The following is a 23,565-nucleotide window of genomic DNA, read 5'->3' on the forward strand; positions in this document are numbered from 1 at the left end:
CGACCTCCCCAGGACGCCGACGACTCCCACCGGATCTTCGATGGAAGGTCGGTCGGCCGGCTGGACGGCACTCGTCTTCATTTCGCTGCTCACGGTGGTCTCGAGGGGACTCTTCGAGATCTTCCTCGGCAAATCGGTCGCGTACGGGGTGCAACTCGGCGCCATGATCTTCCTGACACTGTGCCTGCTCGCCTTCGGTCGGCCTCGTGTTCGACGAGGGATGAGCTGGGTCGCAGTGTTCGCCTACCTGTTCGTGCTCGCGGCGCTGCTCTCCATGTGGGCATCGCTGAGCATCGAGGGGATCACCTACTCGGGCGTCTACGTCGCCGTGATGGTCTTCCTCGCCGTTCTCCTCGCGACCTATTCGTTCATCCGTTTCGAGGTGGCCGAACGGATCGCCGTCGCGCCGGTGCTCTCGGCGATCGGCATCCTGCTCGTCGCCGTCGCCGTCGTACAGCAGTTCGGCGGGCTCGCCGCATTGCCGGGCAACGATATCGGGACGTTCGGCACGTACCGGCGACCGGCCTCCCTGACGGGCAGCTTCCTGCACTACCCGATCGTGGTGGCGCTGATCTCGTTCTACCTCCTCGGCTGCTGGGCGAAGCTTCGACGCACGAGGTACCTCCTGATCGCCATCCTCCTTCTGGCCGGCGTGGCATTGAGCCTGTCACGGTCCGGCATCCTGATCGTGCTCATCGCTCTCGCCTTGGGCGCTGTGCTCCAGCCCCGGTTGGGCGCACGACTTCGGACCGTCCTCCTCATCGTGTTCGGCGGCTTGCTCGCGATCGTCGTACTGCCGGAGAATCGACTGCTCGATCGGGTCCTTTCCATCGCCGACACGAGTTCTGGCGGCAACCAGATCAGGGTGAATCAATGGGGGCGGGTGCTCGACCTCTGGACCCAGAGCCCGCTCCTGATCGGCTCCCACGCCGGCGAGTACACGAACGTCACGTCCAACTTCACATCCGCAGACGTCTCCGTCGCCGAATCGGGCGTCTTGCAGATCTTGATCAGCTTCGGCCTCATCGGCCTCGTCGCGTTCTATGCCATCATGCTCGGCACCGTGATTTCGCTCCCCCGCACGTCGCCGTGGTTCGTCGCCGGCACGATCGCAGCGATCGCGCAGACCTTCGTCTACCAGTCCATCGAAGTGCTGCCGTTCATGGTCATGTTCGGCATCGCTCCGCTCGTCGCGGAGAGCGTTACTCCGGAGATCGCCGACGGTCGCACGCAGACGAGAGCGACTTCGGATGGGACTCGGCGGGGCACGACCGCCGAGTCGCTCGGTTCCGGTAATAGGCTGAGGCGGGGCGGAACGTGATGCCGGCGCGGCGTACGAGGGGGCAAATTGGTGGCACGCTCGGTCGTCTTCGTGACGAAAACCCTCGCCGACAACTCGATCGGGAGGACATACAGTCTCTGGCTGCTTGCTCGCCATCTCCGCTGGCCTAGCACCGTGGTGGCGACTCGCGGGGAACAAGTCTGGAAGCCGCTCCGTGATTCCGAGTTCGGGAGGTCGGCCCGGTTGGTCGACGCGAAGGACATCTCGTCCGGGGCGGCATTCGGCGACAGCGAACTCGTCATCGCGGTGAAGCCGCTGCCCGACACATTCGGCCTCGCGATGCGCGGCGCGGCGGCCGTCAAGCGCCCCCTGCTCCTCGACATCGACGACCCTGACTTGGAGGGCCGACTCTCCTTCGAGCGCCCGCTGCGGGCAATCGCGCGCGAGGTGCTCCGGTTCCCGCGCCAGCAGCGAATCCGCGCCGTCGCCAGGATGATCGCCAGGTATCCGGTCATCGTGAGCAATCCAGTGCTCCAGGCGACCTACGGCGGCACGATCGTCCCGCACGCGCGAGAGTCCGCGCCGGTCGGTTCCGATCACGTGAGCGACAACCCTGTCGTCGCCTTCGTCGGCACAGTGAATCCTCATAAAGGATTGGACGTGCTGCGCACCGCTGTGGCCGGGTTGGCATCGGCCGGCTTCCGACTCGTGGTCACCGCTGATGCGCCGGACGACGCGCGCCCGTGGGAGCAGTGGACCGGACGGACGACGCTCTCGGAAGGCCTGGAAATCGTGAACCAGGCCGACATCATCGCGATTCCGAGTCTCGATTCGGCGTTCGCCCGGGGCCAGTTCCCCGCGAAGGCGGTTGACGCCTTGCTCGCCGGGCGGGCCGTCGTCGCATCCGACCTTCCTCCCATGGAGTGGGTGCTCGATGGCGCGGGGCTGCTCTCCCGCCCTGGTTCGGCGAGTGACCTCGCCGCACAGCTGCAGACCCTCCAAGACCCCGCTGCGCGTCGCGAACTCGGCCAGCGCGCCCGGGAGTCAGCGATCCGACGATTCACGGTCGAGGTCGTCGCCGCCGCGTTCGAGCAAGCCTGCGCGGCAGCGATCTCGGACATGGCGCGCCCCGCATGAACGCGGGCGAACCCGAGCAGAACGCGCCGGTGGCGCTGGTTGGTGCATATGAGCGCGACAACTTCGGCGATCTCCTCTTCCTCGTCTTGACACGCGGCCTGCTGCGCGACCACCAGACCATCGCCACCGCCCCGATCAGTTCGAACGTCTCGACACTCGGTGTCGAGCCGGGCGAGATCACTGCATACGACGGGTTACTCGAGCGAGGCGACCTCGCCGCGCTCTGGGTCGTCGGTGGGGAGGTCGGCGGGACATCGATCGCGAAGGCAGCCTTCATGGCGGGCGGGCGCACGCCTTCGATGACAACGCGTTGGGCGGCATCACCCTACCTGCCGCGTCCCTCGTCTCACGCTCGCAGCCTGAGCATCCCCCTGATCGTCAACTCGGTCGGTGTTTTCGGCGTGATCGGCCTTCGCGGATCTCGGCGAATCGAGGCTGTCGCCGCACTCAGGGAGGCGGACTTTCTCAGCGTGCGCGACCATCGATCGAGCCGAGCCCTCGACGTTGCCCGGATCCCGCATACCGTCGCACCGGATCTCGTTCAGTCACTGTCGCGGACCCACCGCCTCCCGGTCCTCCGACCTCCGGGATACACGATCTTCCAGATCAAGGAGAAGTGGGCGGCGCGCACCGGTGTCGATGATCTCGTCCGATCAATCGCGCGCAGTGACCTCGTCGGAACCGAACGCCTGCTCCTGCTCCCTGCCGGGCTCGCGCCGGGTCATGACTCCATCGAGATCTATCGCCGAGTCCGCGATCGGCTCGCTCGGGAACTCCCTCGACTCGGCGTGGAGATCGTGGAGGATCCCGATCCCATGTCGAAAGCCGCACTGATCGCGGGTGCCGACCTGTTCGTGGGCACCTCGCTGCACGGGCACGTCATCGCGTCGGCTCACGGCGTCGCTCGAGTCTCGCTCCTGCTCGAGAAAGTTCATGCGTACGCCGCCACCTGGGGCGACCCATCGCCGACGGCGGTGCTGCCCGAATATCTCGGTGATGCCACGACTGCGGCGTTGCGCGTCGGCGGAACCGCGAACGACCGCGAACGAGGACTCGAACTCGCGGATGCCGCGCTCGCGAACGCGGGCTCCGGCGTGGCTGCGCTTGACGCCGCCATGTCGCAGCAGGATCGGGATCGGGCGCGGTCGGTGCTTGCCCGAGCTGTCTCCCGACGGCTGGCATCACCCGACGTCTGGCTCATCGATACGGCCACCCGAACGAAACAGTGGCTCCGGGGAAAAGCATGAGCCTCCCAGACGTGGCCGCATCAACAACACCGGCATCGCGATGACGGTCAGCAGCCTGGGCGACTCCGCCGCGCGGGGAGCCAGACATGTCGGCACGGGCCAGGCCGTGCGGCTCGCCCTGCATGCTGCAGGCCTGGTCATCCTCTCCCGGTTGATGTCGCCGGAGGACTTCGGCTACGTCGCGATCGCCGCGACCGTGATGGCGCTCACCGAGACGGTTCGCGATCTCGGTCTCGGGTCTGCCGCGATCCGGACACCCGATCTGACCGTCCCCCAGCGTTCGTTGCTGTTCTGGCTGAATACGGCATTCGGGCTCGTCTTCGCTGCAGCGCTGTACGCCTCATCTTGGCTACTCGCCGACCTCTTCGATAAGCCAGCCCTCGTCTCCATTTTGCAGGTGCTCGCCATCGCCCCGCTGGCCAACGGAATCAGTTCGCAGTATCGGGCCGGACTCCAACGAGAGATGCGGTTCCGCGCCGTCGCACTCGTGGATGTGACCGCAGCGGCCATCGGACTGGTGCTCGCGGTCGTGCTCGCGCTCCTCGGCTACGGCTATTGGGCCCTCGTCGCGCAGGCCCTCGCCATCCCGCTCGTCACGCTCATCGGCTCGGTTGCCACTGGCCGGTGGATACCTGGACGACCCCGCCGCCGCGTCGGAGCCCGGCGCCTGATCAGGTTCGGGCTCCACGTCTCAGCGTCGCAAGTGCTGCTGCAAGCGGGCAACTCGATCGACACCCTCGTCCTCGCCTGGACGGGGACCGCTGCTGCTGTCGGGTACTACACCAGGGCCTTCCAGCTCACCGTCGTACCGCTGACTCAAATCAGAGGCCCAGCGACCATGGTGGCGGCATCTGTGCTGAGCAAGCTGCAGGCGGAGCCGACCAGGTTGGCTGCCTACGTGCGAACGGGCCAAACCATGCTCCTCTTGGCCACGCTGCCCGTAGCAGGAGTGATCGTCTCGGCCCCGGCCGCATTCGTCGACGTCTTCCTCGGGCCGCAGTGGAGTCTCGCTGCACCGGTCGCCGCGATCTTGGCCTTTGCAGCCGTCATGCAGTGCTTCGGCGTCGTGGCGAACTGGTTGTTCGTCGCCTCCGGCCATGGGCCTGCGCTGAGTGCCTACTCCGCGCTTTCGCTCGTACTGAAGCTCGCCGCGATCACTGCACTGGCGTGGGCGGGCCCGGTCGGAGTGGCCGTGGGCCTGACAGTGGCGCTCACGCTCGGGGCGCCGATCGCGTTGATCTGGTCGTGCCGAGCCTCTGGGATCCGAGCACTGCCACTTGTGGCGAATGGCGTCCGTCTCCTCGCGCTCGCCGCGGCGGCGTCCCTCGCAGGATGGTGGTGCGCATTCGCATTGCCCGACTTGGCTTCCGTTGTCGTGCTCATTCTGGCCATTGCTGCGAATGGCGCGGTGTACCTCGCCGCGGCACTGGTTCCGGCGATCAGACACGAGTACGTCGTCGCGCTTGCGCTCATCCGTCGCTCGTTCCGCTCCGGCGGCTGACGCGCCAGTGGGGCTCTGTTGCTCAGACAGCGCTTCGCCCGGGCGAGACGACAGCTCTGAACGTCCGAACCAGAATCGTCACATCCCCCGTGATCGACCAGTTCTCGACGTAGTAGAGGTCGAGCCTCACACTCTGCTCCCACGACAGCGTCGAGCGACCGCTCACCTGCCACAACCCGGTCATGCCCGGCTGCACGAAGAGACGCCGACCCGCCGCGCGGTCATAGAGCTCGACCTCGGCCCTGCGCTGCGGGCGCGGCCCGACCAGGCTCATGGAGCCGTGCAGCACGTTGAACAGCTGCGGCAGTTCGTCGAGCGAGTACTTTCGCAGCACCCGGCCGACGCGCGTGACCCGCGGGTCGTCACGTACCTTGAACAGCGGCGTCGTGTCGGTGCCGTTCTGCGCGAGCAGCCCCGCGAGTTGCGCGTCGGCTCCATCCGACATCGAGCGGAACTTGAGCATCGCGAAGGGTCGGCCCTTCAGGCCCACCCGCTCTTGGCGGTAGAAGACCGGCCCCGGCGATGACGTCTTGACGAGCACGGCCAACACGAGGAACAGCGGCGAGAGCACGACCACGAGCGCGAACGCGACGATCAGGTCGAATACCCGTTTCGCGACGAGCTTGCGGCCCTCGAACTTCGGCGTCTCGACGTGCATGAGCGGCAGACCGGCGACGGGCCGCGTGTGGATGCGTGGGCCGCCGATATCGATGAGGCTCGGGGCGACGACCAGGTGCTCGGCACCGGGAATGAGGCCCCAACTGAGTTCGCGCACGCGTTCGGGACCAAGCTCGTCGGCGCTCGTGATCACGATCGTGTCGGCGCCGAAGTCCCTCATCACGGCGAGCGCATGCTCGACGCCGTACTCGACGGGAATCCGCGAATCGGGCAGGTAGTCGCCGCCACTGCCCGGCACACAGGCTCCGGCGATGCGATAGCCGGCCTCCGGCATCCGTTCGAGCTCGCGAGCGATGACCCCGACGGATGCCACGGAGCCGACGAGCAGCACCCGCGACGAGTATTCGCCGCGTCGGCGCATGACGCCAAGCCACTGCCGCCACATCCACCGGGAGTAGATGAGCACGAGCACGCCGAGCGGGAACGAGATGAGGATGTACCCGCGGCCGATGTCGATCTTGAACAGGAACGCCACGATCGCGACGAGCCCGAACAGGCGCACGGCGGCGTCGGCGACCGCTCGATACTCCTGCGACCCGACGCCCAGTACTCGGGGCGAGCGGGTGTCGTACAGCTCGAGGGCGAGCATCCACGCGGCGACGATGACGAGTGAGACGATCGTGTAGCTGATCTCGATATCGCCGCGCGACCCGCTGAACCCGGTCGCGGTGTAGTCGAGGCCGACCCAGCCGATCTGGGTGCCGAACACCACCCACAGCAGCACGAGCAGGTCGGTGATGCGCACGCGCACCGCCAATTGCGACGACCAGGCCGAGGTGGTCATCGTGGCGGCCGCATAGAACCGGCGCATCACCAAGTCGCACCCCCGTCGCCCGACCGGGCGAGTACTCCCCCGGTGACTGCCCACAGTGTGCCGTCGGTTGCCACGTCGAGAGCCGTCGAACCCGGTGTCGTCTCGGCGGCCAGGCACGCGCCCGGCGCTGCAACCGGAGCAACGACGACGATGCGGATGCCGCGGCATCCGTCGCCCGTGATCGCGCCGAGATATCCGTCGGGCGCAGCAGCGATCGCCACGATGCCGGCTGTCGCGGGTACGGGCGTCCACGTTGCACCGGCATCCGCCGTCGAGAGCACCGCGCCCGATTCGCAGAGCACGGCCGCCGACTCTGCCGATGCGGCGGCCACTTGCGCAGTGGCGCCGTCGCACGGCGACGACGGCCCGCTGGGCGCCACCACCTGGGCTCCGTCGAGGTACCACGTGGGTTCGAGCTCGCCGGTCGGCCCCCAATCGGCGCCCTGCACATAGCTGCGGTACCGCCCGATGGCGCACGTGCCCGGGTCGCGGGCGACCATCGTGACGATGTCGGCGTCGGCCGGTTGGATCGACTGCAGGTCGGAGAGGCCCGCCGTGACCGCCGGCGACCAGGTGGCACCGCCATCGATGCTCACCTCGAGCGACGATGCGGCACCGGGGCATCCGCCGGCATTGCCCCGATAGGCGATATCCGCGTTCAACGCGGCCAGAACCACGGTCGGCCGTACGGCCGGCGTGGTCGCCGCGGGCGTGTCGGTCGATGGCCCGGCCTGCGAGGCTCCCGGGGTCGCGGCCGACGGGATCGTGGGCAGCACCTCGTCCTGCGCTGCGCCCGTGTCGGTGCGAACCGACGCGATCGCCCACCAGACGAGCGCCGCATCGACGATCACGAAGACCACGACCGCCACGACCACCCACGGAAACGCAGGGTGGCGCGTGTGCAGGTATTCGCTAGGAGCCACCACGACCACCCGACACCGACGTCGCACCGAGCGCGGTCACGACTTGATCGACGGCATCGTCGATCAATCGGCCGGCCTCGTCGTAGACCGCGAGAGGCGCTCGGTACGGGTCGAGGATGTCGTCGTCGTTCGGGTCGAGCGGCGGTGGCGCGAAGCCACGGGATCGGCCGGCGGCATCCGTCGCCCGTTGAAGGCTCGAATCACGAGTGGATTCCGCGAGGTCGAGACTTTCGAGCGCGCCCTCGGCTGCGAGGAAGGTGAGCACTCTGGCGAACTCCCGCAGCGTGTAGGCGCGCCGCGCCGCACGAGGCACGAGCTCGGCGACCTGTGCGCGGTGAGCACGGGTCGCGGTCAGCACGAGGTCGGCGCCGTCGACCATCTGCTCGGTCAGCTGGCGTGCCACATGCCCGGTCGGGTCGCCGCCGAACCGGATCGACTGCGCCGCCGCCTCAGGCGTCATCGGCTCCCCGCGGAGAGCACTCGTACCGGCGCTCGAGACGAGTACGTCGCCGACCTCGGCCGCCTCGAGCTTCGCCGCGAGCAGCTGCTCGGCAACGGGAGATCTGCACACGTTTCCGGTGCACACGATGAGCATCTTCACACGCCGCCCACCGTCTCCTCTTTGGGGGCTTCGCCGTATCCGTATCCGTACCCGTAGCCGTACCTGCTGTAGCCGTACGCATCGGGACCTTTCGTGGGCAGCATGGTCAGCACGATGCCGGAGACCTTCGCATCGACGTTGTCGAGCACCGAGAACGCGCCCTTCACCTGGCCCTTGTGCACATGACCCACCGCGACCACGAGGATCGCGCCACCAGCGGCACGCGTCAGCACCGCGGCATCGGTGACCGGCAGCAGGGGCGGTGCATCGAACAGCACGACATCGAACGCCTTGTTCAGCTCGGTGATCGCCCTGGCCATCGCTGACGAACCCAGCAGCTCGCTCGGGTTCGGCGGCACTCGCCCCGCCGGGAGCACGTACAACTGGCTGCGACCCCAAGGCTGAATCACGTCGACGAGCTCGGCGCGGCCGATGAGCACGTCGGTCAGGCCCACCGCACCCTCGATGCCGAGGTACGACGCGACCTTCGGGCGTCGCAAGTCGGCGTCGACGAGCACCACCCGCGCACCGGCATCCGCCAATGCGATGGCGAGGTTCGCCGCCGTCGTCGACTTGCCCTCGCCCTCGATCGACGAGGTCACCACGAACGACCGCTCGGGCCGTCCCGCATCGAGGAACTGCAGGTTCGTCCGCAACGCACGGAACGACTCGGCGCGCGGCGAATGCGGGTCGGCATGCACGATGAGCGGGCGCTGCTTGGCATTCGGATCGAAGACGATGCCGCCGATCACCGGCGTCTCGGTGATCAGTGCGACGTCGCGCTCGTTGCGCACGCGAGTGTCGAGCGTCTCCCGCAGCACCGCGGTGCCCACGCCGAGCGCCAACCCGATGAGCCCGCCGAGCATGACGTTCAGCAGCACGTTCGGGCTGAACGGTTTCTGGGGCACGGACGCGTGCTGCACGAGCGTGAGTCGCACCGGCGACGCCGTCGTCGGCTCGCCCGCTGCATCGGTCGCCCCCGTCGTCTCGATGGATTCCACCACCGTCGTGAGGCTCTCGGAGATGGCCGTCGCCAACTCTGCGGCGAGCGCCGGATCCTCGTCGGTCACCGTGATGTCGATCAGCGTCGTGTCGAGCATCGCCGTCGCGACCACCTTGCGCGCGAGCTCGTCGCTCGTGATGTCGATGCGCAAGCCGGCGATCGCGGGCAGCAGCACGATGGGCGTCGTCGTGAGATCGGCATACGTCTTCACACGCTGCTGCGTGAACGCGTTGCCCTGCTGCATTTCGCCGATCGAACCGCCCGTCGACGTCGACACGAATACCTTCGCCGACGAGCTGTACTGCGGGGTCTGCGTGATCGAAAGGAGCGCGCCGGCAGCGATGCCGAGGAGTGTGAGCAACACGATCAACACCCAGCTCTTGCGCAAAATGCGGATGTAGTCACGTAGTTCCACGTTGTTCAGTCCCCGTCCCCGCAGCGTCCTGAATCGTGACACGGATACGCTTACCCCCGTGGCACCCTCTCAAGATGCCCCGCGGAGTGGGGGGCTGTCAACAACCGACACTCCCCAATCCGAAGTCTTCGCTGCGTCGGGCCAGCGCTGGGGGCTCGCTGATGGCGTCTTCGGCGTCGTGCTCGCGATCGCCTGCTCGCTCGCCTGGGGCCAGATCACCCGCACGGTCGTGATCGACGAGTGGGCACAAGTGCTGGTCGCCTACCTTGCCGTGTGGGTGCCGCTCGTCGTCGTACTCTGGGTCGCGGATGCCGCGCGCGGCCGTCGTTCGCACTGGCGTGACTTCGGCCTTCGATTCTCGTGGCTCGACGTGCTGTGGGGCGGCGGCGTCGGCCTGCTCGCGCGCGGCGCCGTCAGCCTCATCGAACTCGCCGCGACCGGCCGCACCTCACTCGAGGGCAGCGTGCTCGCGCTGCCCACCGGTTTCACGCTCTGGTTCGGAGTGATCTTGGCACCCGTCGTGCTCGGCCCGGTCATCGAAGAGACCTTCTACCGCGGACTCGTGCTGCGAGCCATCGCACGGCGCATGGGCGGTGAGCGTCGGGTCGCAGCATCCGTCGCCGTCGTGGCGAGCGCGCTCCTCTTCGCCCTGTCGCACCTCGCCGTGGGAACGAACCTCTCGGCATCGGCCGCCGCCATGACATTCACCAGCGCACTCCTGCTGGGCCTGGCCACCGGCGTGCTGGCCGTGACCACCGGCCGCCTCGGCGGTGCGATCATCGCGCACGTCGTCTTCAATGGCCTGCTCATCGCCGCTGTGGTCGCGGGTTGACGAACCGACGGCCGGCAGGACTCATCGAATGACGACCGTCGGGGCCTCGAGGCTGGCGAGCACCCCATGGCTCACGGAGCCGAGCAGGAACCGGGCGAGCGCGCCGCGCCCGTGACTGCCGACGACGAGCAGCGAAGCCGCGGCCGCAGCATCCGTCAACACCTGCACCGGGTCGCCGGGCACGACGCTGCGCTGGATCTCGAGACCGGGGTGTTCGACGATGACCGGCACGAGCGACGCGTCGAGGATCTCCGACTCGGTGCGCTCGAGGTCGTCGGTGGCGATGAGCGGCGCACCGTACCCGTATTCACCACCGACCATGGCGACGACGTCCCACGAGTGCACGGCGATCAACGGCTCGCTGCGGCGATCGGCCTCCTCGGCGGCGAAGGCGACGGCGTGGTCTGAGGCATGCGACCCGTCGACACCGACGACGACCCCGCGGCGCCCGCTCGGATCGAGATCCGGGATCACCGCGACAGGCGAACGGCTCGCCGCGGCGATGCGCAGGCTGTGCACACGGCGACGACTCGCTCGTCGCCCTCCGTGCCAGTCGCTGCCGATGACGAGCATCGCGGCGTGCTCGGAGATGCGCTCGAACACCTCGACGGGCGACCCGCGCTCGAGCGTGGTGACGATCTCGAGCGCGGGGTCGATGGCCGATGCCGCGGCGGCGGCATCGTCGAGGCTCTCCCGCGCGCGGTCGTCGACGGCACGGAGCACGTCGCCCTCGGCCGTCTGCTCGCCGGCCGTGTCGGTGCCGGTGTCGCCGGCCGCGGTGTCGTTGCCGGCGGTGTCGCTCGCCGCGATACCCGTCGCGGCGGTGTCGTCGATGACGTGCACCAGCCGGAGTGGGAGTCTGCGCGCCGAGGCCCATTCGGCCGCCCAGCGCACCGCTCGAGTCGTTGCCGAGCCCCCCGAGCTGACACCGACCGCAATCTCGTTCATGGCGCACCTCCGCGGGCTTTCCTCCATCTTCACGCGATCCACCCGGTAGCGCCAGCCGTCCAGACTGGCGAGCGGCAGACGGTGCTCTCGAGCCTCAGCGGTGGCGCCCGTTCAACACCCCGCCGCTCTCTTCGAGGTAGCAGACCCCGCAGAGCGACTCGTAGGTGACCGCTTCGCCGTCGATCGCGACTTGGTCGCCGTCGAAGACGAATCGACCATCGATCAGCCGGGCGTTGAAGATCGCCTTGCGACCGCATCGGCAGATGGTCTTCAGCTCTTCGAGGCTGTGCGCCACCTCGAGCAGTCGGCGACTGCCGGGGAACGCAAGCGTCTGGAAGTCGGTGCGGATGCCGTAGGCCAGCACCGGCACGCCGTCGATGAGGGCGATGCGCAACAGGTCGTCGACCTGCTCGGAGTTCAGGAACTGCGCCTCGTCGACGAGGAGGCAACTCACGTCGCGCCCGTGCTCCTCGATGACCCGGTTGCGATGCTGCTGAAACAGGTCGAGCACGTTCGTTCCGGGCGCGATCGTGAAGTCGACCTCGCGCATCACGCCGAGGCGCGACACGATGTCGCGGTCGCCCTTCGTGTCGATCGCCGGCTTCGCGAGCAACACCTGATGGCCCCGCTCTTCATAGTTGAACGCCGCTTGCAGCAGCGCCGTCGACTTGCCGGAGTTCATCGCGCCGTAGCGGAAGTACAGTTTCGCCATCTACTCGAACCACCCGTCTGCCGCCCTGCGGTGGATCGGCGTCGGTCGCGGCTCACTCGATGTCATAGCTCAACTCCACCGTCACATTCTCTCGCGTCAGGCGCGATTCCGCTCGCAACGCGACGGCACGCGCCACCGCGACGAACCGGTCGAGCTCGCGCCGTGTCGGCGGCGACGCTCCCACCTCGGTGGCGAGGCTGATGCGGCCGCGCTCGCCATGCTCGCCGTCATTCGAGAACGAGACCCTGATGAGCCGGGAGCGATCCGCGTCACCGATCCACGAGACGAGCGCCGTGAGCGCCGAACGCTGGTCTGCCCGAAGGTCGCCGGCGGCACCGGCGGGGTCGTCGATGATCGTGTCGACTCCGCGGTTCAGCCGCACGTCGGCGGCGAGATCGTCGAGCCAGGTCGACTCGATGCCTGCTCGGAGGGCCCGGCGCAGTGCCTCGGCGAGCTCGCGCGCCCGGTCGGCGTCGGCCACCGAGATGCGTTCGGCCGTCATGACCCCGGCGAGGAAGGGCAGCACCTCCCGACCCAGTACCGAGACCGGGCTCTGTCGCACCGACCGGGCGATGCCCGCGCGCAACTCCGCGTCGCGCTGCAGCGCCGCCCGGTTCGCCTCGCGCTGCCAGGCCAGGGTCTCCGCGACGATGCTGTAGGAGTACCCGGCGGCCGCGGCCGACATCGCCAGCACCGGGGTCGAGTTCACCGCGATGAGCGCCGCCAACGGGACATCCGTTACCGTGTACGCCGCTGCGCCCACGACGAGGATCGAGAGCACGGCCGTCGAAAGCACCCCGGCGAGCGCCGATGACACCCACGTGCAGAACGGGGCGAGCGCGAGGATCAGCATGCCGATCACCGCCGGCCCGAAATCGTCGTAGAGATACCGGTTGCTGCCGATGGTGCTCACGTACTCGGCGATCGCCGCGCCGACCGACAGGGTCACGACGAGCCAGAACCGCTCGGCGGTGAGCGGCGCGCGAGCCGGTGATGCCGACACCGCGGCCGCCGTGCCGGCGCCGGCCACGAGCACGAGCGCAACGGCCGCGGCAACCGGCGAGCCGACCTCGTCCCGATGCCACCACGTCAACGAACTCGCCAGCACGAACGCGAGCACCGCACCGATCGTCACGATCGGTGACGCGCTGATCGCCCCGATCGGATCAGCCTCCTGTTGCGTGAGCCGCATGCGCCCGTTCATTCGCCGCCCTCGGGCACGGTCAACACGATGGTCGTGCCGATGCCCTTCGTCGACCACAGGCGCACCGTGCCCTGCTCCTGCTCGATTCGGGCGCGAATCGAGGTGCGCAATCCGATGCGGTCGGGCGGCACCTCGGCCTCGTCGAAGCCGACGCCGCTGTCCATCACCGCGACCGTCACCTCGCCACCGCCGAGGCCCAGGGCGAGCTCGGCTTCCGAGACCCCTGCGTGTCGGGCGACGTTGATCAGGCATTGCGCCACCGCTGCGTCGAGGGCCGCCACGCGCCGCGGACCGAGGGTGCCGAGCACCGCGAAATCACCGGTGACGCGCACCTCGAGGCCGGCATTCGCGGCTGAAGAGAATGCGTGGCCGAGCGAGGGTACGGTCTCTTCGGTCGGCGCGCGCGGGTCGACGGATGCCGCGTTCCGGCCGCCGCGCTGTCTCGAACGCCGTGCGCTGGACCGTCCGCCGGCTCCCGGAGCGCCGCCGCTCGGACGATCGGTGCCGGCCATGCCTGCCGCTCCAGCCGCGCCTGCCGCACCGGCCGGCGAGTCGCCCGGGGACGGCTGGCGGCCACGCCCGCCCTCCGCACCCTCGGTCGGCGCGGTACCGGCCACGGCCACCGCGTGGTCGATCGCCCAATCACGGCCGACGATGAGACCGAGATCTTGACGAATGCCCACGCGCAAGCGTTCGTCGACGGGGCCCGATCCGCCCGCCGCGATCGCCACGAGATGGCTGAGCGCGGTGTCGTGCAGACGAGCGGTTGCGCGGAGCTCGTGGTCGTGCCGGCTCGAAAGCTCCCGAGTCTGCTGACTCGCCTGATGCAGCCCGGTCTCCCGACGCATGTCGAACCGGCGCGTGACACCGTCGAACACGCGCACGACGACGACGAGGGCGAACGCGAGCCCGGCGGAGGCATTCGGAGCGTAGGTGCCGCCGATGAGCGCGACCCCGAGGAATGCGGCCGCCTCACCGAGTCCGAAGCCGAGGGTCGCCCACGTGAGCGCGATCACCGAGCCGCTGCCCGCGCCGCCGACGAGGAGCAGGGCGATCCGGGGCAGGGCGAGCACCGCGTTGTTCGTCGTCGTGAATTCGCCACCCGGCCTCATCATGATCACGGTCAGCGCGAAGACGGCACCAGTGCCGATGACGAGATAGACGACGGTGAGGAGGACCGTGGGATACCGCGAGGCGAAGGCGAGCAGCACGATCATGACGAATGCGAGCGCCGCACCCGCCCATCCCTCGGATTCACCACCGATGGTCGCCATGACGATGCCCAGGATCGTGCCGACGCCGAGGCACGCGAATGCAGCGCAATGACCGGCATCTGCGAGCGCCCGACTCAGCGAATCCCGCGCCAGATGTCCTGGCAATCCCAGAGTCATCCTGACCCTCCGCTCGTACCCGCCCGTGCGAACAACGATGTCCGGGCTTCTGCGGATTATCCCAGTTTCGAGGCCATCCGCGCGGACGGCACGATCAGAACAGCGCCGATGGATCGGGCGGCAACCCGAGCATGTCGGGCAGTTCATCCCCCGAGATGGCCACGGGACGCACCCCACCGGCCCGTTGTACGCTGCCAACGACCCGCCCGAGCGCTGACGACCGCACGCCACCCGTCACCGGGTCTTCACGCCCGCGCTCGAGCCCGTGCGCCCTGATCAGCGGTCGAATGCGCTCGCCGAGCCACTGCCGATACGCCTTCGGCGCATAGGCGTTGCTGCCGTAGTACATCGAGCGGTACTTCGGCACGAGCTCGGGGTGAGCCCGCTCGAGCCACTGCATGAACCAGGGTTTGACCGTGCCGCGAAGATGCAACGCCGTATAGAGCACACTCGTGCCCCCGGCGGCCTTCACTTGGCGCAACGCCTCGTCGAGGTGGGCCTTGGAGTCGGTGAGGTACGGCAGGATCGGCATGAGGAACACGGAACAGTCGAGACCCGCCTCGCGCACGGCGGTGACCGTCGCAAGTCTCGCCTTCGCGCTCGGCGTGCCGGGCTCCACCGATTGCTGCAGCTCGTGATCGTAGATCGCGATCGACATCGCGAGATCGACGGGCACGTGCTCGGCCGCCTCGACGATGAGCGGCAGATCTCGGCGAAGCAGGGTGCCCTTCGTGAGGATACTGAACGGCGTGCCGCTCGAGGCGAGCGCGTCGATGATGCCGGGCATGAGCGAGTAGCGCCCTTCGGCCCGCTGGTATGGGTCGGTGTTGGTGCCGAGCGCCACGGGCTCGTGCCGCCACGACCGCTTCGCGAGGTCGGTGCGAAGCACCTCATCGACGTTGACCTTCACGATGATCTGCCGGTCGAAGTCGTCGCCCGCGTCGAGGTCGAGGTACTCGTGCGTCGGCCGAGCGAAACAATAGGCGCATGCATGTGTGCACCCCCGGTAGGGGTTGATGGTCCAGCCGAACGGCATCGCCGACTGACCGGGCACACGATTGAGGGCCGACTTCGCGAGCACCTCGTGAAAGGTGACCCCGGCGAAGTCGGGAGTCTGCACCGAGCGCACGAGATTGTTGAGCTTGGCGAGGCCCGGCAACGCGCCGGCCTGCTCGACCCCCAGCTCCTGCCCGCTCCACCGCATACCAACATTCGAACACATGTTCGAATGAGAAGCAAATGGATGCCGCGGCGCGCCGTGCACACCGCGGCATCCGTTCGCTTCGCGCGTGCGGTTCGTCGGACGAAGACCGCCTCTGCAGGACCAGAAGCGACCCACCTGTCATACATTGCGGCGTTCGGCTACGAACTCGCGAGTGCCGGGGCGACGAACCCGGCTGCGCGATGCCCGGCGGTGCGGCCCGCGGCGAGCTCCAACGTCTCGCCCGACCAGCGGCGTCGCAGCCACCGGTCGTGGCTCGCGATGACGACCGCTCCGGGGTAGGCGCCGAGCGCCTCCTCGAGGTCGGTCGCGAGCGCGAGGGAGAGGTGGTTCGTCGGCTCGTCGAGGAGGAACACGTGCGGCGGCCGTGCGATCACGAGCGCGAGCGCGAGACGGCGCTGCTGCCCCACCGACAGCGACCCGATCGGGCGCGCCTCATCGCGCGGGGCGATGAGGCCGAGCGTCGCGAGCGGCACCTGCTCGGAGCGCCGCTCACCCAGCACGCGCTCGTAGAGACGGTGCGGCGAGGCATCCGGATCCGCGAATCGCACGTCCTGCTCGAGCAACTGCACGCGCAGCCCCTTACGCCGGTGCACCGTGCCACGATCGACACGCTGCGTACCCGCGAGCACGTTCAGGAGCGTCGACTTGCCCGCGCCGTTCGCACCCGTCACGAGCAGCCGCGTGAGCGGCGCCACCCGCAGCGCATCGAGTGCGAGCCGCCCGTCGACCGCGACATCCGTCAGTTGCAACAGCAGGCCGGATGCATCTTCGAGCGCGTGGGAACCAGACGGAATGCCGGCGAACGCGAGCGGCGCAGGCGGCTTGCGCACCTGTTCGCGTTCGAGCGTGTCGAGTCGGAGCTCGGCATTCCGCACGCGGCGAGCGACCGTACGGTCGACGTTCTCGCCCTTGAAGTGCCGGATGAACTTGTCGTTGTCGGTGGCCGCCCGGCCGTGGGCGACGTGACGGGCTGCCCCGGCGACGTCGGCCCGAAGCCGCTTGAGCTCCTGCTGCTCGTCGTCGAACTGTCGCTGCCAACGCTCGCGTTCATCGGCCTTGACCGCGAGGAATTCGCTGAAACCGCCGCCGAAGACAGTGCCGCCTGCCGCCGCGAGCAACTCGTCGCTCGAAGCACCCGAACCACCACCGGCACCAGAACCAGTACCGGCAGCCCCCGAGCCGACGAGCGCGAGCGCCCCCGCCCGCCCAGGGTCGAGGTCGAGCAGGCCCGTGGCCGCACGATCGAGGAACTCCCGGTCGTGGCTCGCGAACACGACCGGCCCGCGCCACGCGCGAAGCCGACCCTCGAGGTACGCCGCAGCGTCGTCATCGAGGTGGTTCGTCGGCTCGTCGAGCAGCAGCGCGTCGGGCGCGCTCAGGAGCAGCGCGGCGAGCGCGAAGCGCGACCGCTGACCGCCCGAGAGCTCCTCGATGCGACGGTCGAGACCGAGCATGCCGACACCCAAGCCGTCGAGGAGTTCGTCCCGGCGCGCGTCGGCACTCCACACGTCGGCGCGTTCGGCTGCGTCGAGCGCCGCCGAGTACCGTGCGGAGGCACCGGAGTCATCGACGGCGAGCGCCGCCGCGGCGTCGTCGAGCTCGCGTTCGATGGTACGCACCTCGGCGAGGGCCGCTTCGAGCACCTCGCCGACGCGATCCTGCGGGTCGAACGGCAGCTCCTGCGAGAGCAGCCCCGTGCGGTGCGGGCGCGTGATGCGGCCCGAAGCAGCCGCGTTCGATGGGGCGGATGCCGCGGCATCCGCTCGCTCGAACTCGCCGGCCAGCAGCCGAAGCAGCGTCGACTTGCCGGCGCCGTTCTCGCCGATCAGCCCGAGCCTCTGGCCCGGCGCGACGGCGAAGCCGAGGTCGGAGAACACACGTCGATCGGGGTACGAGACCGAGAGCCCGTCGACGCGGAGATAGTGGGAGTGGGTGACGGATACAGCCATGGGTACGCCCTTTGCGGGAATGCCCCCGGGCGGTCGACGGATGCCGCGGCGCGCGTCCGTTCGAACGATGCACCGAACTGGCGGAACGCCGGCGCGCGGCGCCGGCGACCGCCCGGGAGCGGAATGAAGCCCCGCCGGGCATTGCCGTCAATGGGTGCGCGCAGATGCTGTCGCGATCAGCACGGTCGTATCAGAACCGTGTGCACACACCACATGTCAACGGCGCCTCAGGCGCGGGACGATGGTGTGTACTCACTTCATAGCGGGCACGACGATACCAGACGCCACCGTGAATGCAAAGGGCTCGACTCAGGCTGCGAGGCCCAGCACCTTCGCAGTCTCGGCGAGCGTGGCCGATGCGACCGCCGGATCGCTCGAGAGCTCGGTGCCGTAGCTCGGGATCATCTCTCGCAGCTTCGGCTCCCATGTCGCCATGCGGTCGGGGAAGCAGCGAGCGAGCACGTCGAGCATGATCGGCGCCGCGGTCGACGCACCCGGAGAGGCACCGAGCAGACCGGCGATCGTGCCATCCGCACCCGTGATGATCTCGGTGCCGAACTGCAGGATGCCGCCCTTCTCAGGGTCTTTCTTCATGACCTGCACGCGTTGGCCGGCGGTGATGAGCTCCCAATCTTCGCTCTTGGCCGTCGGCATGAACTCCCGCAGGGCCGCGAGCTTCTTGTCGCGCGAGGCGAGCAGCTCGGAGACGAGGTACTTCACGAGGTCGAAGTTCTTGAAGGCGACCTGCAGCATCGGACCGAGGTTGTGCAGGCGCACCGAGAACGGCAGGTCGAACCACGTCGAGGTCTTCAGGAACTTCGGCGTGAAGCCCGCATACGGACCGAAGAGCAGGGCGGTCTCGCCGTCGACGACGCGAGTGTCGAGGTGCGGCACCGACATCGGCGGGGCACCCTTCGCGGCCTTGCCGTAGACCTTCGCCCGGTGCTGCGCGACGAGCTTCGGGTTCGTCGTGCGGAAGAACTGGCCCGAGATCGGGAACCCGCCGAAGCCCTTGATCTCGGGGATGCCCGAGTGCTGCAGCAGCGCGAGTGCGCCGCCGCCGGCACCGACGAAGACGAATCTCGCGTTCACCGTCTTCGGCGTGTTGCCGACGAGGTGGCGCAGCCGCAACATCCAGGTGCCGTCGCTCTTGCGCTTGAGCGAGGTGACCTGGTGGTTCGTCGCCACCTGGGCACCGCGCTGCTCGAGGTCACGGAACAGCGAGGTCGTGAGTGCACCGAAGTCGACGTCGGTGCCCGCCACGATGCGAGTCGCTGCGACACGGGCCTTGGGGTTGCGCTTCTTGGCGAGGAGAGGGGTCCACTCGGCGATGCGCTCGAGGTCTTCGGTGTACTCGACATCGGGGAACAGCGGCTGGTCTTGCAGGGCGGCGACGCGCTTCTTGAGGTACTCGATGTTGGCTTTGCCCTTGACGAAGGTCATGTGCGGCGTCGAGTTGATGAAGTTGTGCGGCTCGGGCAGCGCCCCCTGCTGCACGAGGTACGACCAGTACTGGCGACTCACCTGGAACTGTTCGTTGATCGAGACGGCCTTGTCGGCACTGACCGTGCCGTCGGGGTTCTCGGGCATGTAGTTGAGCTCGCAGAGGGCCGCGTGGCCCGTGCCGGCGTTGTTCCACGCGTTCGAGGACTCTTGCGCGACCTCGCCGAGGCGCTCGTAGACGCGGATCGACCAGTCGGGTTGGAGTTGCGAGAGCAGGGAGCCGAGCGTGGCGCTCATGATGCCGCCGCCGATCAGCACGACGTCGACGGTTTCCTCGGAATTCACGGATTCCAGTCTAGTTGGCGCTCGAGGCGCCTCCGACCGGGGGTGGCTGCTCCCCTGCGTGCTGCTCGCCGCTACTCCCCGCCGAGCACCGGGAGGCCCCGGTCGTCGAGCGGCCACGACGGGTTGTGCGCGAGTTCCCAGAGGTTGCCGTCGGGGTCGGCGACGTACCCGCTGTAGCCGCCCCACTCGGTCACGGCCGGCGCTTTCGCGATCGATCCGCCCGCCAGCACCCAGTCGCCGAGTGCGTCGTCGACCTCTTCGCGCGAGGCGAGGTTGATGGCGAGGGCCACCGCGCGGAACCCCGGCGCGTGCGCGTGCATCGTCGGCAGCGCGGCATCCTTCGCGAGTTCGGCGGTCTCCCACAGCGCGAGCACTCCGCCCGGCGTCGCGAAGAACGCGACCTCACCGGCGACCGACGACGGGGCTTCGCGCCAGCCGATCCTCTGGTAGAACGCCGTGGCGGTCTCGACATCGGCGACGCCGAGTGTGATGAGGGAGAAGCGCTGCGGAATGGCCATGCACCGACGCTACGCCTCTCGCCCCGGCGCCCGCACCCTCCTCGCTCTCTTTCCCTCTTGCAGCAATTCAGGACGGGAGGCGTGTCACGTGATGCTCGGGCCGAATGCCGGTGCGACACGCCACTCCTCTCCTGAATTGCTGCACGGAGAATGGGGTGGCGCGGGGCGCGGGGCGCGGGGTGCGGGCCCCAGAGGGCCGCAATGCCGCCCGCGATCAGGCCGATGCCGGCGGTGATCAGCGCCGCAGCGAGCGAGAGGACGCCGACCCAGAGCAGGACGATGAGTCGGTTCGGCTTCTCGGGGTCGCGGCTGAGCACCGAGAGGAAGAACCCGGCCGGCACGAGGATCGCGGCGATCGGCACGCCGACGCGGGCGAGCCACATCCAGAAGCCGTCGAGCGCGGCGTACGAGATGACCGCGAGGATCGCGACCGAGAACACGAGCAGCACGGCCGCGTGCGCATGGCCGGCCCGGAAGAAGCTCAGCTGCAGTCGATTGGCGGGCACTCCCCCACCAGGCGCCGAGCCGGCCGAGGCGGCCGACCCGTACCCGCGCGCCCGCGTCGCGCTCGAAACCCGCGGGCAGGTCTACGACCCCGACTTCGCCGCCGTCGCCCAACTCGAAGGCGCACTCGCCGCGGCAGAAGACGCCGGTATGCCGATCACGCCCGAACGACTCGCCCGATACGGACGAACCGTCGCCGAACTCGCCGAGTACGACCTCGAGCGGATGCCTCCGGAGCCGCACGCCGCCGTCGAGTACACCGTGCTCGGCACCGCACTCTACGAACCGGTGCTGCTCGCCCTCCGGCGCCTCGCCCATCAGGACGCGGCGGTGCGCCGCCTCGGAGGTGCCGACTGAGTCGTGGCGGCCCTGCGTCGTGTGCGGAATTCAGGTCGGGAGGCGTGTCGCGCTCCGCCCGGCGAGAATTCGAGCACGACACGCCTCTCCCGACCTGAATTACTGACGACCGTGGGTGGGGCATCGCGCCGCGGACCCGAGTGTGCGGCGGGGCTTCAGTGTGCGGCGGGGCTTCAGTGTGCGGCGGGCTGCACCTCGCGCGCGGCATCCTGCGTCGCCCGCATCACCGCGGCGCGGGCACGGTCGATCGCCTCATGTGTCGCGCCGGCGTGGCTGAGCGCCAGCAGCGCCGCACCCACGATCGGCGCCACCTCGAGAATCTCGATGCGGGCCATGGGCGCAACCTGCGCAAGCCCCGCGGTGATGCCGGCGATCAACCGCTCGTCGCCGGAACGGATGATGCCGCCGCCGAGCACGATCGGGATCGGATCCGCCGCGAGACCGAGACGCACGACGCAGGCCCGGGCGAACGCCACGAGCTCTTCGGCCTGCCGGTCGACGAGCGAGGCCGCGACGGCGTCGCCCGACCCGGCCGCCGCGAACACCGCGGGCGCGAGCGCCGTGAGCTCGCTCGACTCACGGCGACCGAAGTGCAGGTCCTCGATGAGCGCTGGGACCGAAGCGACGCCCAGGTGCTCGATGATGGCCGCGGTGAGCGAGGTGCTCGGGCCGCGACCGTCGGAATCGCGCGCCGCATGCCAGAGGGCCTGCTCGCCGAGGCCGCTCCCGCCGCCCCAGTCGCCCGAGATGCCGCCGAGCGCCGGGAAGCGCACGTCGGCGCCGTCGGCGCGCACGCCGATCGCGTTCACGCCCGTGCCGCACACGATGGCGACCGCGTCGGGCTCATCGGTGCCGGCACGGAGCAGTGCGTAGAGGTCGTTGTCGACGACGGTCGACGCGTCGGCCCAAGCGAAGCCGGCGATCGCACCGGCGTACTGCTCGATCTCGACCGGCAGGTCGAGGCCCGAGATGTACAGGCTCGCATGCACCACGCGCTGCCCGCCCGCGACGGCGCGAACCAACTCGTCGACGACCGAGACCGCCTCGGAGAGTCCCTCGAAGTGCGGGCTCGAACCCGAGCCGCGTCGGTGCGCGACCAGCTCACCGTCGATCGTGAGGGCGACCGCGTCGGTCTTCGATCCCCCGCCGTCGACCGCGACGATGACGCCGCTCGCGCCACCGTCGGCCACTCCGCTCGCGCCGATCATCGGGCCCACTCCAGGAACGGCGCATTCTCGGCCATGAGCAGGTCGGTGAGCTGCTCGGCCCGGTCGTGCTGCAGCACGAGGGGGTGTGCCCGCATCGCACGGAGCACTCGGTCGCGCCCGCCGTGCACCGCCGCGTCGAGCGCGAGCCGCTCGTAGCCGGCGACACCGGCGATCAGGCCGCGGATGTCGTCGGGCAACGGCGCGACCGGTTCCGCGACGAATCCCCCGTCGCGGAACACGGCCGGCACCTCGATCACGTGGTCGTCGGGCAGGAACGGCAGCACGCCGTCGTTGCGCAGGTTGACCACGCGGGCACGGCTGGCTCCGTCGCGCATCGCCGCGAGCAGCTCGATCGCGGCCTCGGAGTAGAAGGCACCGCCGCGACCTTCGAGCGCCGCGGGCTTCTCGTGCTGCGACGGGTCGGCGTAGACCTCGAGCAGCTCGCGCTCGATCGCGCGCACCGCCTCGGCCCGGGTCGGCTCGTGCAACTGCTCGCGCAGCACTTCGTCGTGCGCGTAGTAGTAGCGCAGGTAGTACGAGGGCACGACGCCGAGCTGGGCGATCAGCGCGGACGCGAGGTGCACCTCGTCGGCGAGTTCGCCGAGCCGATGCGCCAGCAGGCCGGGCAGCCGGTCGTCGCCGTCGATGACGACGCTGCGCTCCCACGTGAGGTGATTGAGGCCGACGTGGCCGAGGCTCACCCGGTCGTGCTCGACATCGAAGAGCGACGCGAAGCGACGCTGGAACCCGATCGCCACGTTGCAGAGGCCGACCGCCCGGTGACCGGCCTCGAGCAGAGCCCGGGTCACGATGCCGACGGGGTTCGTGAAGTCGACGATCCAGGCGTCGGGCTTCGCATGCGCCCGCACGACCTCGGCGATGTTCAGCACCACCGGCACGGTGCGCAAGGCCTTCGCCAGCCCGCCGGGGCCGGTGGTCTCCTGACCGATGCATCCGACCTCGTGCGGCCAGGTCTCGTCGGCGTGACGGGCGTCCTGCCCCCCGACCCGCAGCTGGATCAGCACGGCGTCGGCATCGGCGACGCCCGCGACGAGATCGGTCGTGCCGATCACCTGCGCGGGGTGCCCGGCGTGGGCGAGCATCCGCCGGGACATCCCGGCGACGAGCGCGAGCCGGCCTTCATCGGGGTCGACGAGACGGATCTCCTCGACCGGCAGGGTGTCGCGGAGCCGGGCGAACCCGTCGATGAGTTCTGGCGTGTACGTCGATCCACCGCCCACGATCGCGAGCTTCATTGGTCCTCATTCCAGTGCGTCGTGCGCCCCGCACTCTCGAGCGCGAAGACGGGTTCAGGGTCGGGCGAACGG

General features: G+C 69.1%; 20 protein-coding genes. 6 read left to right on the forward strand and 14 right to left on the reverse strand.

The genetic code is table 11. The features are described from left to right. The first annotated feature begins 40 nt into the window (after nucleotides 1-40). The 4 genes from AC1C2R_RS02400 (at nucleotide 41) to AC1C2R_RS02415 (ending at nucleotide 5,167) form a co-directional block, all read left to right on the forward strand. Entirely contained in the window at nucleotides 41-1,321 is a 1,281-nt protein-coding gene (locus AC1C2R_RS02400) for an O-antigen ligase family protein (protein WP_495350950.1), read from the forward strand. Between the two features lie 204 nt (nucleotides 1,322-1,525). Beyond that, on the forward strand, nucleotides 1,526-2,419 hold the full coding sequence (locus AC1C2R_RS02405) for a glycosyltransferase (protein WP_495378819.1): 894 nt from the start codon (nucleotides 1,526-1,528) through the stop codon (nucleotides 2,417-2,419). Further along, on the forward strand, nucleotides 2,416-3,666 hold the full coding sequence (locus AC1C2R_RS02410) for a polysaccharide pyruvyl transferase family protein (protein WP_495378820.1): 1,251 nt from the start codon (nucleotides 2,416-2,418) through the stop codon (nucleotides 3,664-3,666). The genes AC1C2R_RS02405 and AC1C2R_RS02410 overlap by 4 nt, the downstream gene beginning before the upstream one ends. 40 nt (nucleotides 3,667-3,706) lie before the next feature. After that, a complete protein-coding gene (locus tag AC1C2R_RS02415; RefSeq protein ID WP_495378821.1) occupies nucleotides 3,707-5,167 on the forward strand; it encodes a lipopolysaccharide biosynthesis protein in 1,461 nt (486 codons plus the stop codon). A gap of 22 nt (nucleotides 5,168-5,189) precedes the next feature. On the opposite strand, the gene AC1C2R_RS02420 is transcribed toward AC1C2R_RS02415, so the two are convergent. From AC1C2R_RS02420 to AC1C2R_RS02435, 4 genes are read right to left on the reverse strand one after another with little or no spacing between them, the layout of a single operon-like run. Next, complete coding sequence (locus AC1C2R_RS02420) at nucleotides 5,190-6,629, reverse strand: sugar transferase (RefSeq protein WP_495350954.1); 1,440 nt, start codon at nucleotides 6,627-6,629, stop codon at nucleotides 5,190-5,192. 26 nt (nucleotides 6,630-6,655) lie between these two features. Continuing rightward, nucleotides 6,656-7,582: a beta propeller repeat protein gene (locus AC1C2R_RS02425; RefSeq protein ID WP_495378822.1), complete on the reverse strand. Its 927-nt coding sequence runs from the start codon at nucleotides 7,580-7,582 to the stop codon at nucleotides 6,656-6,658. After that, a complete protein-coding gene (locus tag AC1C2R_RS02430; RefSeq protein ID WP_495380362.1) occupies nucleotides 7,572-8,177 on the reverse strand; it encodes an arsenate reductase/protein-tyrosine-phosphatase family protein in 606 nt (201 codons plus the stop codon). Before AC1C2R_RS02430 ends, AC1C2R_RS02425 begins: the two co-directional genes overlap by 11 nt. A 2-nt stretch (nucleotides 8,178-8,179) precedes the next feature. Further along, nucleotides 8,180-9,601, reverse strand: coding sequence for a tyrosine-protein kinase domain-containing protein (locus tag AC1C2R_RS02435; protein WP_495350956.1), 1,422 nt, complete (start codon nucleotides 9,599-9,601; stop codon nucleotides 8,180-8,182). 58 nt (nucleotides 9,602-9,659) lie between these two features. Between AC1C2R_RS02435 and AC1C2R_RS02440 the strand changes: the two genes are divergently transcribed. After that, nucleotides 9,660-10,433 (forward strand): CPBP family intramembrane glutamic endopeptidase, encoded by a 774-nt coding sequence (locus AC1C2R_RS02440; RefSeq protein ID WP_495378823.1) that lies wholly within the window; start codon nucleotides 9,660-9,662, stop codon nucleotides 10,431-10,433. 21 nt (nucleotides 10,434-10,454) lie between these two features. Here the strand turns inward: AC1C2R_RS02440 and AC1C2R_RS02445 are convergent, their stop codons facing one another. The 8 genes from AC1C2R_RS02445 to AC1C2R_RS02480 all read right to left on the reverse strand — a co-directional run bounded on the left by AC1C2R_RS02445 (nucleotide 10,455) and on the right by AC1C2R_RS02480 (nucleotide 20,168). After that, a complete protein-coding gene (locus tag AC1C2R_RS02445; RefSeq protein WP_495378824.1) occupies nucleotides 10,455-11,381 on the reverse strand; it encodes a universal stress protein in 927 nt (308 codons plus the stop codon). Nucleotides 11,382-11,475: 94 nt separating this feature from the next. Continuing rightward, on the reverse strand, nucleotides 11,476-12,093 hold the full coding sequence (locus AC1C2R_RS02450) for a thymidine kinase (protein WP_495378825.1): 618 nt from the start codon (nucleotides 12,091-12,093) through the stop codon (nucleotides 11,476-11,478). A gap of 52 nt (nucleotides 12,094-12,145) precedes the next feature. Continuing rightward, nucleotides 12,146-13,285, reverse strand: coding sequence for a hypothetical protein (locus tag AC1C2R_RS02455; RefSeq protein ID WP_495378826.1), 1,140 nt, complete (start codon nucleotides 13,283-13,285; stop codon nucleotides 12,146-12,148). Between the two features lie 8 nt (nucleotides 13,286-13,293). Then, nucleotides 13,294-14,688 carry a sensor histidine kinase gene (locus tag AC1C2R_RS02460; protein WP_495378827.1) on the reverse strand — a complete coding sequence of 465 codons (1,395 nt, stop codon included), beginning with the start codon at nucleotides 14,686-14,688 and terminating at the stop codon, nucleotides 13,294-13,296. Between the two features lie 94 nt (nucleotides 14,689-14,782). Then, entirely contained in the window at nucleotides 14,783-15,892 is a 1,110-nt protein-coding gene (locus AC1C2R_RS02465) for an Rv2578c family radical SAM protein (RefSeq protein ID WP_495353179.1), read from the reverse strand. A gap of 158 nt (nucleotides 15,893-16,050) precedes the next feature. Beyond that, nucleotides 16,051-17,862 carry an ABC-F family ATP-binding cassette domain-containing protein gene (locus AC1C2R_RS02470; RefSeq protein ID WP_495378828.1) on the reverse strand — a complete coding sequence of 604 codons (1,812 nt, stop codon included), beginning with the start codon at nucleotides 17,860-17,862 and terminating at the stop codon, nucleotides 16,051-16,053. A gap of 309 nt (nucleotides 17,863-18,171) precedes the next feature. Next, the gene (locus AC1C2R_RS02475; RefSeq protein WP_495378829.1) at nucleotides 18,172-19,650 is read right to left on the reverse strand and encodes a malate:quinone oxidoreductase; all 1,479 of its coding nucleotides are present in this window, start codon (nucleotides 19,648-19,650) and stop codon (nucleotides 18,172-18,174) included. Nucleotides 19,651-19,721: 71 nt separating this feature from the next. After that, nucleotides 19,722-20,168, reverse strand: coding sequence for a VOC family protein (locus AC1C2R_RS02480; RefSeq protein ID WP_495378830.1), 447 nt, complete (start codon nucleotides 20,166-20,168; stop codon nucleotides 19,722-19,724). 279 nt (nucleotides 20,169-20,447) lie between these two features. On the opposite strand from AC1C2R_RS02480, the gene AC1C2R_RS02485 reads away from it, so the two are divergent. Continuing rightward, complete coding sequence (locus AC1C2R_RS02485) at nucleotides 20,448-21,029, forward strand: hypothetical protein (RefSeq protein WP_495378831.1); 582 nt, start codon at nucleotides 20,448-20,450, stop codon at nucleotides 21,027-21,029. A 173-nt stretch (nucleotides 21,030-21,202) separates the two neighbouring features. Here the strand turns inward: AC1C2R_RS02485 and AC1C2R_RS02490 are convergent, their stop codons facing one another. Together AC1C2R_RS02490 and AC1C2R_RS02495 are read right to left on the reverse strand one after the other, a co-directional pair. Continuing rightward, on the reverse strand, nucleotides 21,203-22,237 hold the full coding sequence (locus tag AC1C2R_RS02490; protein ID WP_495378832.1) for an N-acetylglucosamine kinase: 1,035 nt from the start codon (nucleotides 22,235-22,237) through the stop codon (nucleotides 21,203-21,205). Next, nucleotides 22,234-23,493, reverse strand: coding sequence for a family 4 glycosyl hydrolase (locus AC1C2R_RS02495; RefSeq protein WP_495378833.1), 1,260 nt, complete (start codon nucleotides 23,491-23,493; stop codon nucleotides 22,234-22,236). The genes AC1C2R_RS02490 and AC1C2R_RS02495 overlap by 4 nt, the downstream gene beginning before the upstream one ends. Nucleotides 23,494-23,565 lie beyond the last annotated feature (72 nt).

The sequence above is a fragment of the Agromyces sp. Y182 genome, assembly GCF_059445385.1.